Origin of the sequence: Aeromonas popoffii (genome assembly GCF_000820025.1) — a bacterium.
Taxonomy (GTDB): Bacteria; Pseudomonadota; Gammaproteobacteria; order Enterobacterales; family Aeromonadaceae; genus Aeromonas; species Aeromonas popoffii.
Genome location: NZ_CDBI01000047.1, coordinates 58,491 through 73,714, shown reverse-complemented (window position 1 = coordinate 73,714; position 15,224 = coordinate 58,491). Strand labels below are relative to the sequence as shown.

Sequence of the window (15,224 nt, the reverse complement as noted above, 5' to 3'; positions counted from 1 at the left end):
AAAAATAGGCAATCCCTGGTGAATTCTTCCCAAACGCTGGATCTGGTTCGTGTGGCTGTGCCGGTACCGTTACGCCGTCACTTCGACTATCTCTCTCCCTTGCCCCTGCCTGAGCCCGGCTGTCGGGTCGAGATCCCTTTCGGTCCCCAGACCCTGGTCGGGCTGGTGGTGGAGCATCCGACCGACAGCCTGGTGCCCCGCAACAAGCTCAAGCCCATCAAGCGAGTGCTTGATAACTCCCCCGTGCTGGGGCCGGACATACTGGCGCTGATGGCCTGGAGCGCAAACTACTACCAGCATCCGCTAGGGGAGGTGCTGCCTCACGCCCTGCCGGTGCTGGTGCGCAAGGGGGAGCCCGCCGCCTACCGGGAGCTGGAGTTCTGGTTTGCCACCGAGGCCGGCATGGCGATCGATCTCAACGAGCTCAAGCGTGCCGCCAAGCAGCAACAGGCCCTCGCCTTGCTGCGCAAGGGGCCGCAGACGCCGTCAGCCCTCAAGCAGGAAGAGATCCAGAGCGCGGCACTCACGGCGCTGGAGAAGAAGGGGCTGTTGGAGAAGCGTTCGCTGGAGCCGAGCCATGACGGCGACTGGGCGACGTCTTTTGACGCGGGAGAGGGGCTGCGACTCAACGGCGAGCAGGCGCTGGCGGTATCCGCCGTCACCAGCCAGAGCAACCAGTTCGGCGCCTTCCTGCTCGATGGTATCACCGGCTCCGGCAAGACAGAGGTGTACCTGAGCATTCTCGAGCCCCTGCTCAGGGCGGGCAAGCAAGCGCTGGTGATGGTGCCGGAGATCGGCCTCACCCCCCAGACCATCAACCGCTTCCGTCGCCGCTTCAAGGTGCCCGTGGTGGCGATGAACTCGGCCATGAACGATCGGGAGCGGCTTGACGCCTGGCTCGCCTGCCGCGATGGCGGCGCCGCCATCCTGATCGGCACTCGCTCCGCCGTCTTCACCCCGTTCAAGAACCTCGGCATCATCATCATCGACGAGGAGCACGACGGATCCTTCAAGCAGCAGGACGGTTTTCGCTACCACGCCCGAGATCTGGCCGTGATGCGGGCCCATCGCGCCGGTATCCCCATCCTGCTCGGCTCGGCCACCCCCTCGCTGGAGACGCTGCACAATGCCCGCAGTGGCAAGTATCACCACCTCAGCCTGACGCGGCGCGCCGGCAACGCCCAGACCGCCCGCCAGGTGATCCTGGACATCAAGAGCGTGCGGCTGCAGGCCGGGCTCTCCCCCCAGCTGGAGCAGCTGATGGCGGAGCACCTGGCGGCAGGCAATCAGGTAATGCTGTTTCTCAACCGGCGCGGCTATGCCCCGTCGCTTATCTGCCACCAGTGTGGCTGGAGCGCCGCCTGCGAGCGCTGTGACGCCTGGTACACCTGGCATCAGGCAGGGCGTCGCCTGCACTGCCACCACTGCGACAGCGTGCGCCCCCTGCCCCACAGCTGCCCCGAGTGCGGCAGCAACGAGCTGATCGGCTCGGGAGTGGGCACCGAACAGCTGGAGCAGCTGCTCACCACGGTGTTCCCGCACTACCCCGTGGTGCGCATCGATCGGGACAACACCCGCCGTAAGGGGGAGCTGGAGACCCATCTCGGCGACATCAAGGCGGGCAAGTACAAGATACTGATCGGCACCCAGATGCTGGCCAAGGGGCACCACTTTCCGGATGTAACCCTGGTGGGCCTGCTGGATGTGGATGGCGCCCTGTTTTCCGCCGATTTTCGCGCCGCCGAGAAGTTGGCCCAGCTCTACACCCAGGTGGCGGGCCGCGCCGGTCGCGCCAGCAAGCCAGGGCTGGTGGTGCTGCAGAGTCATCATCCGGAGCACGCCCTGTTGCAGGATCTGACCCAGAACGGTTACGGCCACTTTGCCGACACGGCGCTGAAAGAGCGTCGCCTGCTGGGGTTGCCGCCATTTAGCTATCAAAGCTTGTTCCGGGCTGAGGCCACGGGCCGCGACGAGGTGCAGTTGTTCCTTACCCGCCTCGCCGATACCCTGCGCAGCGCCCGCTATCCCCATCTGCAGGTGCTGGGGCCCATCAGCGGCTTTATGGAGCGCAAGGCGGGCAAGTTCCGTATGCAGTTGCTGGTACAGGGGCCGAACCGGGCACCGCTGGCCCAGCTGCTGGATTGGGCGGTGAAGGAGCTGGAGGGCTGGCCGGAGACCAAGAAGGTGCGCTGGAGTCTGGATATAGACCCCACCGAGCTGAACTGAGCCAGTTCACCTGCCGCTCAGGCGCTGGCGGCAACTCGCCAGCAGTGGTGACTCGCCATCGGCACATAACACGGCCAGGGCCAGTGATCTGGCCTGCTCCAGCGCCAGCGGCTGCTGATAGCTGTGAGCCATCACCACGGCCCCCTCCAGCAGCAGGCAGATCCCGGTGGCTTGCAAGAGGCTGCACTCGAGTTGCTCCCTGACCCAGTTCAGCAGCACCTGCTTGTGTGCTACCACCAGCTTGCGGACCGGATGACGCGAGTCGGCAAACTCGGCGCTGGCATTGATGAAGTTGCAACCATAGAAGTCGCTGCGGCCAAACCACTCCCCGAATCCGTCGAACAGGGCGTGCAACCGACTCTCCCTCCCCTCCAGACCTGCCAGCTTCCCCTCGAGCAGAGCGAAGAACTCCTGCTCGCGGGAGAGCAGTACAGCCTCGATCAAGGCATCCTTGGTGGGAAAATGGCGGTAGAGGGTTCGCTTGGTGCTACCCGCCTCCGCCCAGATGCGATCTATACCGGTTGCGTGAAAACCATGACGATTGAACAGACGATAGGCGGTTTCCATCAGCTGCTGCCGTTTTTCACTCACGTCATTTTCCCCTTGAAGTACACCGATCTGTCTACCTAATGTGCCTAATCACGTCAGACAAACCAAGAGGGAAACGTGATGACAAAATGGCATGACCCGTTATGGGCAGGAGTGGGCGCGGCACTGGCGATCGGGGTGTTGGGCTGGCTGAACATCAGCTGGCACACTGTCCTGATCATGGCGCCCTTCGGAGCAAGCTGCGTGCTGCTGTTTTCACTGCCGGCCAGCCCGCTGGCCCGCCCGAACAATGTGCTCGGAGGCCACCTGCTGACAGCCACGGTCGGCTTGCTGGTACAGTCGCTCCCCTTGCCGCTGGAGCTGCAACTGGCATTGGGAGTGGGTCTGGCCATCACCTTGATGCACCGAATGGCGCTCATACACCCTCCCGCTGGTGCCAACCCCCTGCTGGTACTGATGACGGGACAGGAGTGGCCCTTCCTGTGGCAAACCGTGCTGCCCGGTGCCCTGCTCCTGATCCTGCTGAGCCACGGCTTTCAGCGGTTGAGGCTGTGGCAACTCAAGGCCATATAAACAACAAGGGAGGCCGTGCCTCCCTTGTTGTGATTCACACCAGTACAGTTACTTGGCGGCCAGGGAGACACCTTCCAGCCGCACTTCCACCCGACGATCCGGTGCCAGACAGGCGATCAGCTCAGATCTGGAGTTGCTGGTACAGTTGTTGCCGGTCACGGGGTAGGACTTGCCACGCCCCTCGACCCGCACCCTGTCGGCAACCAGTCCCCGGGCGATCAGGTAGTCGGCCACGCTGCGGGCACGCTGCTCCGACAGGGTCTGGTTGTGGGCATGGGAACCTAGGCGGTCGGTATGCCCGATCACAGTCGCCTCACCATCCTTGGGATTGGCGGCAACTATCTGGCTGAACAGGGTATCGAGCGCCTGACGGGCAGCCGGCTTCAGGGTGGCCTTGTTGAACTCGAACAGCACGTCCGAGCTCAGGCTGAACTGCCGGGTGACGACCACGGCAGCAGGAGCTGGCGCCACGGCGGGCGCCGGTGCCGGGGCCACCACATCCCTCCCATGCTGACCGAAGCGGTAGAGCATGCCGACGGAGAGCAGACCGTTATCCATCTCAATGCCGGAGCGATCGAGGGAGGTATCCCCCAGCGGCGTTGTGTACTGATATTCGATGCGGGCGGCCCAATCACGCTCAATCGCGTATTCAGCCCCCAGCGCCCCGACAAACACGGCCCCATGATTGTTGCCGGTCTCCTTGATAAAACCGGTCGTAGTCTGGGCCGACAGCTCGCTATTGGTCCAGGCATAACCACCACCGATCCGGCCGTAGAGATCCAGCACATCATTGACCGGGAACCCTATTTTCATGGTGGCCTGGAGCATCTGATTTTTGGCTTCCTCCTCCACCCTGACCCCACTCAGATAACCGGACGAGGTGTACTTGCCGAGCCAGTCATAGCCGAACTCGAAACCCAGGTTGGGGTTGAGCTGATAACCGGCGAACGCCCCCAGCCCGAGTGCATTCTTGCTGGTGCTGATGTTTTGCCGCGCGCCCAGGGGATCCGAGACAACCTGCTTCTGGTCGATGTCGAAGTACCTGGACCAACCGGCCTTGCCGCCGGCATACCAGGTGTTGTCCTGGGCGGCTGCCTGCACGGCCCCCGTCGTAAGCAGGCCGCAGACCAGCACGGCAAGTATCGATTTATTCATGGTGAAAGCCTCTGCAATGAGTCGTTATGCGCTTATCTTCCCTGATGGGGCAAATACGGCACCGTTCGTCAGGTTATCCCATCTATCGCCGGCCTCAAATGACTTGGGACTCAATAGTGTGAAGCTGCCGACATTTCCGACTGGAAAAACGGCGCAGACGCAGAATCGTCGTAGGGAGCGGCAGGGAGCAACCGGGCCCAATAAGTTGCCCTGTTTACCAACCGCCACGGCCGCAAAAAAAGAGGGAGGCTTGCGGCCTCCCTGCTTGTGTTCTGCTCATCATCAGCTGGCCAGAAACAGCCGGTAGGCGGGGTCGTCGCTCACCTCTTTCCAGCCGTAACCAATCTCGCGCAGGTAGTCGTGGAAGGCTGCCACGTCTTCGTCTGGCAGCTCAAAGGCACACAACACCCGGCCATAGTCAGCGCCGTGGTTGCGGTAGTGGAACAGGCTGATGTTCCAGCGACAGCCCAGGGTCTCGAGGAAGCGCATCAAGGCGCCAGGTTGCTCCGGAAACTTGAAACTGTAGAGACGTTCACCGAGGGGCCGGGCCGGGCGGCCGCCAATCATGTAGCGCACGTGGTTCTTGGCGAGCTCGCTCTCGGTCATATTAACCACCGGATAGCCATTGCCGCCGAGCTGATCGATGATCTGGCCCAGCTCCTCGTCGCCGCCGGTGAGGCGCACCGAGACAAACAGCGAAGCTTGGGCCGCATCCGAGTAGCGGTAGTTGAACTCGGTCACCATGCGGGGCCCAAGCTGACGGCAGAAGTCGAGGAAAGCCCCCTTGCGCTCGGGAATGGTCACCGCCAGCATGCCCTCGCGCTTCTCGCCAATCTCGCAACGCTCCGACACGTAGCGCAGGCTGTGAAAGTTGACGTTGGCACCCGATAGAATGGCCGCCATCCGGCCGCCTTTGACCTGCTCCCGCTCGCTGTAGGCTTTCAACCCCGCCAGCGACAGGGCGCCCGAGGGTTCGGCGATGGCGCGGCAGTCATCGAAGATGTCTTTCAGTGCGGCGCAGATCTGGTCATTGGAGACGGTCACCACCTCGTCCAGATACTGGTTGCAGAGGCGAAACGTCTCCTCGCCGATGCGCCTGACCGCCACCCCGTCGGCAAACAGCGAGACCCGCTCCAGATTGACCGGCTCGCCCGCCGCCATGGCCGCCTTGAGGCAGGCAGAGCCCTCCGCCTCCACCCCAATCACCTTCACATCCGGCAGCAGCTGCTTGATGTAGACCGCCACCCCGGCGGCCAGACCGCCGCCGCCCACCGGCACGAAGACGTGGGTGAGGTGAATGTCCTGATCCAGCAGCTCCTTGCCGATGGTGCCCTGCCCGGCGATCACCTCGACGTCGTCAAACGGCGGTATCAGGGTGTAGCCCTCCAGTTCGGCGAGGCGGCGGCTCTCGCCGTAAGCCTCGTCGAAGCTGTTGCCAAACAGCATGACGTTGCCACCCTGACGACGCACCGCATCGATCTTGATGTCCGGCGTGGTCTTGGGCATCACTATGATCGCCTTGATACCAAGCTTGGCCGCCGACAGGGCGACCCCCTGCGCATGGTTACCGGCAGAGGCAGCGATGACACCGTGATCCTTCTGCTCCTGGGTCAGGGTGGCGATCTTGTGATAGGCGCCGCGCAGCTTGAAGGAGTGGACCGGTTGCAGATCCTCCCGCTTCAAACTGACATGGTTGCCGAGCCGCTCGGACAATTTTTTAAGGGTCTGCAATGGTGTCACCCGCGCCGCCTCATAGACGGGGGAGAGCAACACCTTGCGTAGATAATCAGCCGCAGAGACCATTGTTTACTCCTCCAGCTTGCTGCGGTCACGCACCGCGCCCTTGTCAGCGCTGGTGGCGAGCATGGCGTAGGCGCGCAGGGCAAAGGAGACCTGACGCTGACGGTCGAGCGGCTTCCAGCCACGGGCTTCCACGGCAACACGGCGGGCGGCCAGCACGCTGTCGGCCACCTCCAGCACCATGCTGCGGGCCGGGATGTTGATGTTGATGATGTCGCCATCCTCCACCAGACCTATGGTGCCGCCGGAGGCAGCCTCCGGCGAGACGTGACCGATGGAGAGACCCGAGGTACCGCCGGAGAAGCGGCCATCGGTGATCAGGGCGCACTGCTTGCCCAATCCCATGGATTTCAGATAAGTGGTGGGATAGAGCATCTCCTGCATGCCTGGGCCCCCTTTGGGCCCTTCGTAGCGGATCACCACGACTTCACCGGCCTTGACGGTACCGTCCAGAATGCCGGCAACCGCCGTGTCCTGGCTCTCGAATACCCGGGCCGGGCCACGGAAGCAGAGGTTCTCGTCATCCACACCGGCCGTTTTTACGATGGCGCCATCAAGCGCCAGGTTGCCGGAGAGCACGGCGAGGCCGCCCTCCTGGCTGTAGGCATTTTCCAGCGAGCGGATGCAGCCTTCGGCGCGATCCACATCCAGCTCGGGCCAACGACAATCCTGGCTGAATGCCTTGGTGGTGCGGATCCCGGCCGGCCCGGCGCGATAGAAGTCCACCACCTCCTGGCTCGGCTGGCGGCTGACGTCATATTCGTTGAGCAGTTCGGCCAGGGAACCACCCAGTACGGTGCGGGTATCCCCGTGCACCAGTCCCGCTTTTTCAAGCTGGCCCAGAATCGCCACCACACCACCGGCGCGGTGTACATCTTCCATGTGGTACTTCTGGGTGGAGGGCGCCACCTTGCAGAGCTGGGGCACCTTGCGCGACATGCGATCGATATCGGCCATGGTGAAGTCCACCCCGGCCTCCTGCGCCGCCGCCAACAGGTGCAGCACGGTATTGGTGGAGCCGCCCATGGCGATATCCAGCGCCATGGCGTTCTCGAACGCCGCCTTGGTGGCGATATTGCGCGGCAGGGCGGTCTCGTCATCCTGCTCATACCAGCGCTTGGCCAGGGTCACGATGCGCTGGCCCGCCAGCTTGAACAGCTGCTCGCGGTCGCTGTGGGTCGCCAGCATGGAGCCGTTGCCCGGCTGGGAGAGGCCCAGTGCCTCGGTCAGGCAGTTCATGGAGTTGGCGGTGAACATGCCGGAGCAGGAGCCGCAGGTGGGGCAGGCGCTGCGCTCCACCTGTTCGCTCTGGGCATCGGACACCTTGGGATCGGCGCCCTGGATCATGGCATCCACCAGGTCCAGCTTGATGATCTGATCCGACAGCTTGGTCTTGCCCGCTTCCATGGGACCGCCGGAGACGAAGATCACCGGAATGTTGATGCGCAGGGCAGCCATCAGCATCCCCGGGGTGATCTTGTCGCAGTTGGAGATGCAAACCATGGCATCGGCGCAGTGGGCGTTGACCATGTACTCCACCGAGTCGGCGATGAGTTCGCGCGATGGCAGGGAGTAGAGCATGCCGCCGTGGCCCATGGCGATGCCGTCATCCACGGCGATGGTGTTGAACTCTTTGGCCACTCCGCCCGCAGCTTCGATCTCGCGGGCCACCAGTTGCCCCAAGTCCTTGAGATGCACGTGACCCGGTACGAACTGGGTGAAGGAGTTGACCACAGCGATGATGGGCTTGCCAAAATCCTGATCGGTCATGCCGGTGGCACGCCAGAGGGCGCGGGCCCCGGCCATGTTACGTCCGTGGGTGGTGGTGGCGGATCTCAACTTCGGCATTATCTCTACTCCCTGAATGCCCATATGGGCTCGATGCGTTATGCGGTGATGATACGAGTGGATCTGAATCGATCCTGGTGAGGACTCCACTGGGCAGCCCTCACCGGAAGCGACTCGGGGAGGCATGACACCTCCCCTCTCTCATCAGTCGTGAACTGGCGTCAGCCAGCCCCACTTGTCCTCGGTCTGGCCGTTGAACAGGCCAAAGAAGGCGTTTTGCAGCTGCTCGGTCACCGGGCCACGGCTGCCAGCGCCGACCTTCATCCGATCGACCGAGCGTACCGGCGTCACTTCGGCGGCGGTGCCGGTCATGAAGATCTCGTCCGCCACGTAGAGCGCCTCGCGGGGCAGCGCCTGCTCGCGCACCTCGTAACCCAGATCACGGGCCAGCGTCATGATGGTGTCGCGGGTGATGCCGGGCAGGATGGCGGCGGTGGCGGGCGGGGTAAACAGCACGCCATTCTTCACCAGGAACAGGTTCTCCCCCGCCCCTTCGCTCAGGTAGCCGTTCACATCCAGCGCCAGCCCCTCGGCGAAGCCGTTGCGTTTGGCCTCGCGACTGATGAGCTGGGAAGAGAGGTAGTTGCCGCCCGCCTTGGCGCCAGTGGGGATCGTGTTGGGGGCGAGCCGGTTCCAGGAGGTGACACAGACGTCCACCCCGTTTTTCAGCCCTTCTTCACCCAGATAGGCGCCCCACGGCAGGGCGGCCACCATCAGATCAGCCTTGGCATCCAGCGGCGGATGCAGCCCCAGCCCCACGTTGCCGACAAAGGCCAGCGGACGCAGATAGCCGCTCTTCAGGCCGTTCTCGCGCACCACGGTGCGGCAGGCTTCATTCACGTCGGACTCGCTGTAGGGCACGTCCATCCAGTAGATTTTGGCGGAGTCGAACAGGCGGCGGGTGTGCTCCTGCAGACGGAAGATGCAGGTGCCTTTGGGGGTATCGTAGGCACGCACCCCTTCGAACACCGAGGATCCGTAGTGCAGGGCGTGGCTCATGACGTGTACCTGGGCATCCTGCCAGGGCACCAGTTTGCCATTGAACCAGATGTATTGCGGGTGAGTGGCGGATTGGGAAGGCTGTGACATTGGCTTGGCTCCTTAAGCTCTGATCCGGGGTTGCTGTTCCAGTGCATCGACCCGGGAGACGTCCACCAGCTTCACCAGCTGGCTCCACAACTGCTGGATGGGACGAACCGACTCGACAGTAACCGTGATCCGCAGCTGTTGGCAATCCTGCTCCGCTCTCGTTTCCATACTAAGCGCGCAGAGATTGAAGCCACGGTGACGCACCACCCGCAGCACCCGCTCCATCACTTCGGGTCTGGGCTGGGCGTGGATATGCAGGGTGTGTTGTTCAAATGCTGGCTGTGCAAGGGTGTGCGGGTTCATGGGCGTTGCTCCATCATCTTGTGGTTGGCGACTCCCGGCGGAACCAGGGGCCAGACGTTTTCTTCCTCTGAAATAGCCACATGCAGCAGATAGGCGCCTTCGCAGGCCAGCAGGCGATCGAGGGCACCGGCTATCTGCTCCTTACATGTGATGGTCTCGCCCGGAATGCCGAAGGCGGCAGCCAGCGCGACGAAATCGGGGTTGTCGGAGAGGATGGTCTCGCTGTAGCGGCCATCGAAAAACAGCTCCTGCCACTGACGCACCATGCCGAGGCGCTGATTATCCAGCAGCACCATCTTCACCTTGAGCTGGGCGCGGCGGATGGTGCCGAGCTCCTGCACGTTCATCATGAAAGAGCCGTCACCGCTCACCAGCACCACTTCATCCTCCGGTCTAGACATCTTGGCGCCGATGGCGGCGGGCAGACCGAACCCCATGGTGCCAAGACCCGCGCTGGAGAGGTGATTGCGCGGACTGGTGAAGCGCATGTGCTGGGCCACCCACATCTGGTGCTGACCCACATCGCAGGCCACCACGCTGGTCTCCGGCAGCCGGGCGGAGAGCTGCTTGAGCAGCGCCGGAGCATAGATAGGCTGACCGGGATGGTCATAGCGAAAGGCATACTCACGGGCCATGTTCGCGCAGTGCTCACGCCATGGGTCGATGGCGAGAGGCTGCCCAAGCGCTGGCAGCACCAGCTTGAGATCCGTAGTGATACCCACCTCGGCGGCGCGGCGCTTGCCAAATTCGGCGGCGTCCACATCGAGATGGATCACTTTCGCCTCGGGGGCAAACTCCTCCAGCTTGCCGGTTACCCTGTCGTCGAAACGGGCTCCCACCACCACCAGCAGATCGCACTGCTGCACCGCGTAGTTGGCAGCCTTGGTGCCGTGCATGCCGAGCATGCCCAGATAAACGGCGCTATCGGGATCGAGCGCACCAATCCCCTTGAGGGTAGTGACCGCAGGCATGCCGGTGACGGCAGCAAAGTCGCGCAGTTGCTGATCGGCATTGGCCATGCCCACCCCGCCACCGACGTAGAGCACCGGGCGCTCGGCAGCGGCGATCAGAGTGCGAGCAGCGGTCAACTCCGAGGGATTGAGCGCCTCTGGCTCTTCCACCGCAAACAGCGGGCTCTGGGCCAGCACGGCAGCAAGTTGCACATCCTTGGGAAAATCGATCAACACAGGCCCCGGACGCCCTTCGGTGGCGATGGCGAAGGCTTCTGCCAGCACACGCCCCAGATCGGCGGCATCGGTCACCATGAAGGAGTGCTTGGTGCAGGAGAGGGACATGCCGAGCACGTCGACTTCCTGAAACGCATCGGTGCCGATGGCGGAACAGGGCACCTGACCGCTGATGGCCACCAGCGGCACGGAATCGAGCAGCGCCTCCGCCAGACCGGTCACCAGATTGGTGGCGCCCGGGCCCGAGGTGGCGATGCAGACCCCCACCTGACCGGAGGCGCGGGCATAACCCACCGCCGCCATGGCGGCCCCCTGCTCGTGGCGGCAGAGCTGATGGGCAAGACCCCCGTCATACAGGGCGTCGTAGACCGGCATGATGGCTCCGCCCGGGTAACCAAACACCTGGGTCACACCCTGTTTCTTGAGAGCCTGTACCAAAAACTGCGCGCCGTTCATGTGGAAAATCCTGTCCTGTAGTCGAAAAAAAACCCCCGAGCTATGAGGCTCGGGGGTCGCTTGTTTCGTTCTGTCCGGTGGTGGGTCTATCCCTTGTTCCGTGCAGCTAAACGAGCCCCGAGCGGTGAGATAATAATCACCACTAGGACCACAATAATGCTGACGAAACGGGAGGCCATGTTCATAGTTACAACCGGAAATCCTGTGAAATTGGGGCGGTTTGCACCGCGAATGGCTATTAGAACTAGCATGGTGATTTTTATTGGGCAAGCCTTTTTTCTGTGACAACCCACTGATTTTGGCTATTCCCCAGCCGGAACCCTGGAATAAAAAACCAACAATAAGCCGTTAGTCAGAACATATATCAACTCAAGGACGGGATTTATGTCATTAGCTGTGGTTTATAGCCGTGCCAGCCTCGGGATCGCGGCACCACAAGTCACGGTGGAAGTTCACCTCTCCAACGGCCTGCCCGCTTTCAACATGGTCGGCCTGCCGGAAACCTCGGTAAAAGAGTCGCGGGATCGGGTGCGCAGCGCTCTGCTCAACGGCAACTTCGAGTTCCCGAGCAAGCACATCACCGTCAATCTGGCGCCCGCCGATCTGCCCAAGGAGGGAGGCCGTTTCGATCTGGCCATCGCTATCGGCATTCTCGCCGCTTCCAAGCAAATCCCCGCAAAATACCTGCTCGATCACGAATTTTTGGGGGAGTTGGCCCTGACCGGCGAGATCCGTCCCGTGCTTGGGGTGCTGCCCGCCGTGCTTGCCTGCCGCGATGCGGGGCGCACCCTGCTGGTGCCGCGGGAGAACGGCCCGGAGGCCTCGCTGATCCAGGATGCCGAGGTGCGCACCGCCCACCAACTGCTGGCCGTCACAGCCTGGCTGGCCGGTCAGTACGAGCTGCCGCTGCCGGACCCCCAGACCACGGATGCCCTGCCCGATGTGCCGGATCTGCAGGATGTGATCGGCCAGTCACAGGCCAAGCGGGCGCTGGAGATCGCCGCCGCCGGCAGCCACAACCTGCTGTTCATCGGCCCGCCCGGCACCGGCAAGAGCATGCTGGCCAGCCGCCTGCCCGGCATTCTGCCGCCACTCAGCGAGCAGGAGGCGCAGCAGACCGCCGCCATCCACTCCATCGGTGGCCTGACCCCGCGCGCCGGTCACTGGCACCACAGACCCTATCGCACGCCCCATCACAGTGCCTCCGCCGTGGCGCTGGTGGGCGGTGGCAGCCACCCACGCCCCGGCGAAATATCGCTGGCTCACAATGGCGTGCTGTTTCTCGACGAACTGCCAGTATGTATATATTGTCCATTACATGGACAAATTTTATCTATTTATATCAGTAACATACATAAACACATTGATAATATCGTATGGACATTTATGTACATATTAATATGTACATCTATTAACTATATGTACATTTTTTATGTCACTACTAACCACAGAGATTTTGTGGGATGATAATAAAGTTTCATCCTGTTGCTCATCTTACCCTTTACATTTTTCTCTGGAAAAAGTCTGGAAACACGGATCTACCAATGCTCAGGGGAATTTTCCAGATAAGTGAAGAAAATTAAAGAGGTTTGTGTTGGATAGAAATCTGGAAAACATGAGCTTACAGAGAGGTAAGGAAACTACTTTTGATTACGCGGAACTGATACGCTGAAGTCGAGGGTCTATACCGCATCCCAATCATTAAGGCAGCTCGATATTGAGGGACTAAGTCATGAAAGTGATTACTAGGAAGGAAGTAGACGTCGTAACTGATGTCTGCTGCGACATATGTGATGAAAGCACCTCTAAGCATGGACGCCACAGCCCTCAGTTTGGAATGCTACAAGCTCAATGGGGATACGGCTCCAGTCATGATGGCGAGGCTTTCGAGCTTCATTTGTGCGAAAGCTGCTTTTTCCAAGCCCTTACTAATCTTCAAGAGCAGCGCCGAGGGGAGTTGATGTTTTCTGAGCAGGGATTCGAACCCGATCCTGATTTCGGGCGAGTGCAGGGTCATTCCCAAGAGCTAATCTAGTGAGCCACTGTAGTGGCTAACTAAATCTGGATTTAGGCTCTTTGTTGGGCTGACTTTCGGCTTGCATACTGCTCCCCTGAATCCTTCCATGCATGAATAAAGATCTACACCTTATCGCTTGATGTCACGATAATTTCATGCACGCTAGCAGTAATGCCAGTTACCTTATTTAAGGTTGTCGCAATCTGATCAGCTTTGGCTTTTTTATGATACCCCTTAGCATCCACCTCTTTGCTAGAAAGCTTTATTTTTTTACCAGCACTGGTCACATAATGAGGTACTTTAGGAGATATATCCAATTTTACAGTAACGATCCAACTTCCAATAGTGGCTTTGCTGGCTCGTTCTACCGTGTCAAAACTAAGCGAACCATCATTATTACGATAAATAACAACCGCTTCTGCTAGACCATGCCCTCTCTTGCTTGCTGAAGCCCATGCATCATTAGGGCTATCATACATAATCGCAGAGGCTGGATCCCAATGATAAAAGCTCGGTGAAGCCTCAACTAAAAATCCATTTTCTATTTCACTATATACTGCATAACCAAGAATTTCCGACATACTGTATTATCCCTTCCATTTTGTCTGACTTGCTCGCCAGTCAGAGTTATCATATATAAATAATATGATAACTCTCATACTTCAAAACTAAGCTGCCTAATATTAGGTTCATTTTCATCATCCCATAGATCGACCAATGCTCCGTGCACCTCATCAACTTCCATAGGGCCTAAACAATACTTACCAATGATAGCGGGGTAAGATACCTTTATATGAATCCTCATACTACGTCCAGGAATGTCATATTCTTTACGGTGGTGACCACTAGCACTTGCATCTAACTCGACATTAAATCCATCCTCTAAATGTGAATTTAGAATTCCTTCAACATAGACCTCTTCAAAAATGGTATCAGACTCTGCAATTGCCCCTGACACACCATCGCCTGCCAACAAATCATATGAGTCTGCCTCAATAGACTCTCTAGCTAACTCAGCAAGACTATCCGCAGATATAAATTCATACGGTAATTTTTCGAAGATCATCTGAATGTGGTCATAGATTGCTTCAGTTGTAATGCCTTCATTCCCACTTGAAATATCACTTATGATTTCTTCAAGTCGTTTTACCAGAATATTTTCATCGTAATAAATGTAGCTCACATTAGAGAAGTTTTCATTACAAAAATCACTATCGTTCAAGATTGCATGTAAGTCATCGTATCCAAAAATTGCAGCAACCACATCACCTACAAATGAAAGTGACACGGTATATTCATCATCTTTCAAACTTCTTTCAATTAAATCCATGAAAAAATAAGCAGATGGAAACCTGTGTGATGCCAGCGTTGATTGATTGCGCATATTACTTATTTCAAAACGTTGCCGTTCAATCTCAACTTGCTTTAATTTTTTTTCTTCTTCAATTCGAGATATATTGGCATCTGATTTACTCTTTGCAGCAATCTCAGCAGCATTCTTGGCCATTGACTCTAGCAAAAGAACCCTCTCCTTTTCTTTCTCCATAAATATAGTTTCTCGTTGAAACTCTAGCTGAATAGCTTCCTCTAAAAATCTTTTATCAGGATCTGCTCGTAATAACGCTTTATTTAAAAGTTCTTGTTGATTAGCTTTTACGATATCAAGCTCTACAGCCTGCTTATGTTGAAGTTTAGTCGCTTTAGATTGAATCGATTTGACACATAGAGAGAGCCATGGGAAAACTAATAAATAGAAAAAAGTGAATGAAAATGGCCATATAAATATAGTCCACTCCTGTAAAAAATCACTCTCAGAGTAATGTTGATAAAAGATCTCAATTCTTTCATATGCTTTCCCATTGCCAAAAAACAAAAGCGCAAGAGGCTTCCAGTTAAATATGCACCATGATATCAAGAATGATCCAATAATCGGGTCACTAATACGTGTTTTAGCTGTCCCTTTTAAAGAAGAAAGTATTTCATCAAACATTTTTATAAAAACCTCGTATATGCTAGATAAA

General features: G+C 58.5%; 12 protein-coding genes and 1 pseudogene. 4 read left to right on the top strand and 9 right to left on the bottom strand.

The features are described from left to right. Positions 1 to 18: 18 nt before the first annotated feature. Positions 19 to 2,226 (top strand): primosomal protein N', encoded by a 2,208-nt coding sequence (gene priA, locus BN1129_RS08900; protein WP_084204614.1) that lies wholly within the window; start codon positions 19 to 21, stop codon positions 2,224 to 2,226. Positions 2,227 to 2,232: 6 nt separating this feature from the next. Here priA and BN1129_RS08895 read toward each other — a convergent pair whose 3' ends face one another. Then, positions 2,233 to 2,817 (bottom strand): TetR/AcrR family transcriptional regulator, encoded by a 585-nt coding sequence (locus BN1129_RS08895; protein ID WP_042035895.1) that lies wholly within the window; start codon positions 2,815 to 2,817, stop codon positions 2,233 to 2,235. Between the two features lie 78 nt (positions 2,818 to 2,895). Here BN1129_RS08895 and BN1129_RS08890 point away from each other — a divergent pair, with 78 nt between their 5' ends. Continuing rightward, entirely contained in the window at positions 2,896 to 3,348 is a 453-nt protein-coding gene (locus tag BN1129_RS08890) for an HPP family protein (protein WP_042035894.1), read from the top strand. 48 nt (positions 3,349 to 3,396) lie between these two features. On the opposite strand, the gene ompA is transcribed toward BN1129_RS08890, so the two are convergent. The 6 genes from ompA to ilvG all read right to left on the bottom strand — a co-directional run bounded on the left by ompA (position 3,397) and on the right by ilvG (position 11,186). After that, on the bottom strand, positions 3,397 to 4,503 hold the full coding sequence (gene ompA, locus BN1129_RS08885; protein WP_042035893.1) for a porin OmpA: 1,107 nt from the start codon (positions 4,501 to 4,503) through the stop codon (positions 3,397 to 3,399). A gap of 282 nt (positions 4,504 to 4,785) precedes the next feature. Then, the gene (gene ilvA / locus BN1129_RS08880) at positions 4,786 to 6,306 is read right to left on the bottom strand and encodes a threonine ammonia-lyase, biosynthetic (protein WP_042035892.1); all 1,521 of its coding nucleotides are present in this window, start codon (positions 6,304 to 6,306) and stop codon (positions 4,786 to 4,788) included. A gap of 3 nt (positions 6,307 to 6,309) precedes the next feature. Next, positions 6,310 to 8,151 (bottom strand): dihydroxy-acid dehydratase, encoded by a 1,842-nt coding sequence (gene ilvD / locus BN1129_RS08875; RefSeq protein WP_042035891.1) that lies wholly within the window; start codon positions 8,149 to 8,151, stop codon positions 6,310 to 6,312. 144 nt (positions 8,152 to 8,295) lie between these two features. Then, complete coding sequence (locus BN1129_RS08870; RefSeq protein WP_042035890.1) at positions 8,296 to 9,240, bottom strand: branched-chain amino acid transaminase; 945 nt, start codon at positions 9,238 to 9,240, stop codon at positions 8,296 to 8,298. A gap of 12 nt (positions 9,241 to 9,252) precedes the next feature. Further along, complete coding sequence (ilvM, locus tag BN1129_RS08865) at positions 9,253 to 9,543, bottom strand: acetolactate synthase 2 small subunit (protein ID WP_042035889.1); 291 nt, start codon at positions 9,541 to 9,543, stop codon at positions 9,253 to 9,255. After that, positions 9,540 to 11,186, bottom strand: coding sequence for an acetolactate synthase 2 catalytic subunit (ilvG, locus tag BN1129_RS08860; RefSeq protein ID WP_042035888.1), 1,647 nt, complete (start codon positions 11,184 to 11,186; stop codon positions 9,540 to 9,542). The genes ilvM and ilvG overlap by 4 nt, the downstream gene beginning before the upstream one ends. Positions 11,187 to 11,570: 384 nt before the next feature. On the opposite strand from ilvG, the pseudogene BN1129_RS08855 reads away from it, so the two are divergent. Together BN1129_RS08855 and BN1129_RS22420 are read left to right on the top strand one after the other, a co-directional pair. Next, positions 11,571 to 12,482, top strand: a pseudogene (locus tag BN1129_RS08855) (YifB family Mg chelatase-like AAA ATPase); the annotation flags it as partial. Positions 12,483 to 12,918: 436 nt separating this feature from the next. Beyond that, positions 12,919 to 13,221, top strand: coding sequence for a hypothetical protein (locus BN1129_RS22420; protein ID WP_084204613.1), 303 nt, complete (start codon positions 12,919 to 12,921; stop codon positions 13,219 to 13,221). A gap of 104 nt (positions 13,222 to 13,325) precedes the next feature. Here the strand turns inward: BN1129_RS22420 and BN1129_RS23255 are convergent, their stop codons facing one another. Both BN1129_RS23255 and BN1129_RS08845 read right to left on the bottom strand, forming a co-directional pair. Continuing rightward, entirely contained in the window at positions 13,326 to 13,784 is a 459-nt protein-coding gene (locus tag BN1129_RS23255) for a hypothetical protein (protein ID WP_157013313.1), read from the bottom strand. A gap of 74 nt (positions 13,785 to 13,858) precedes the next feature. Further along, positions 13,859 to 15,193, bottom strand: a complete 1,335-nt coding sequence (locus BN1129_RS08845; RefSeq protein ID WP_157013312.1) for a cell envelope integrity TolA family protein — start codon at positions 15,191 to 15,193, stop codon at positions 13,859 to 13,861. Positions 15,194 to 15,224 lie beyond the last annotated feature (31 nt).

Excerpts from the sequence above, each read along its gene's own strand:
- ilvA (WP_042035892.1), bottom strand. The coding sequence starts at position 6,306 with ATGGTCTCTGCGGCTGATTATCTACGCAAGGTGTTGCTCTCCCCCGTC.
- BN1129_RS08870 (WP_042035890.1), bottom strand. The coding sequence starts at position 9,240 with ATGTCACAGCCTTCCCAATCCGCCACTCACCCGCAATACATCTGGTTC.
- ilvM (WP_042035889.1), bottom strand. The coding sequence starts at position 9,543 with ATGAACCCGCACACCCTTGCACAGCCAGCATTTGAACAACACACCCTG.
- BN1129_RS22420 (WP_084204613.1), top strand. The coding sequence starts at position 12,919 with ATGAAAGTGATTACTAGGAAGGAAGTAGACGTCGTAACTGATGTCTGC.
- ilvD (WP_042035891.1), bottom strand. The coding sequence starts at position 8,151 with ATGCCGAAGTTGAGATCCGCCACCACCACCCACGGACGTAACATGGCC.
- ompA (WP_042035893.1), bottom strand. The coding sequence starts at position 4,503 with ATGAATAAATCGATACTTGCCGTGCTGGTCTGCGGCCTGCTTACGACG.
- BN1129_RS23255 (WP_157013313.1), bottom strand. The coding sequence starts at position 13,784 with ATGTCGGAAATTCTTGGTTATGCAGTATATAGTGAAATAGAAAATGGA.
- ilvG (WP_042035888.1), bottom strand. The coding sequence starts at position 11,186 with ATGAACGGCGCGCAGTTTTTGGTACAGGCTCTCAAGAAACAGGGTGTG.
- BN1129_RS08890 (WP_042035894.1), top strand. The coding sequence starts at position 2,896 with ATGACAAAATGGCATGACCCGTTATGGGCAGGAGTGGGCGCGGCACTG.
- BN1129_RS08845 (WP_157013312.1), bottom strand. The coding sequence starts at position 15,193 with ATGTTTGATGAAATACTTTCTTCTTTAAAAGGGACAGCTAAAACACGT.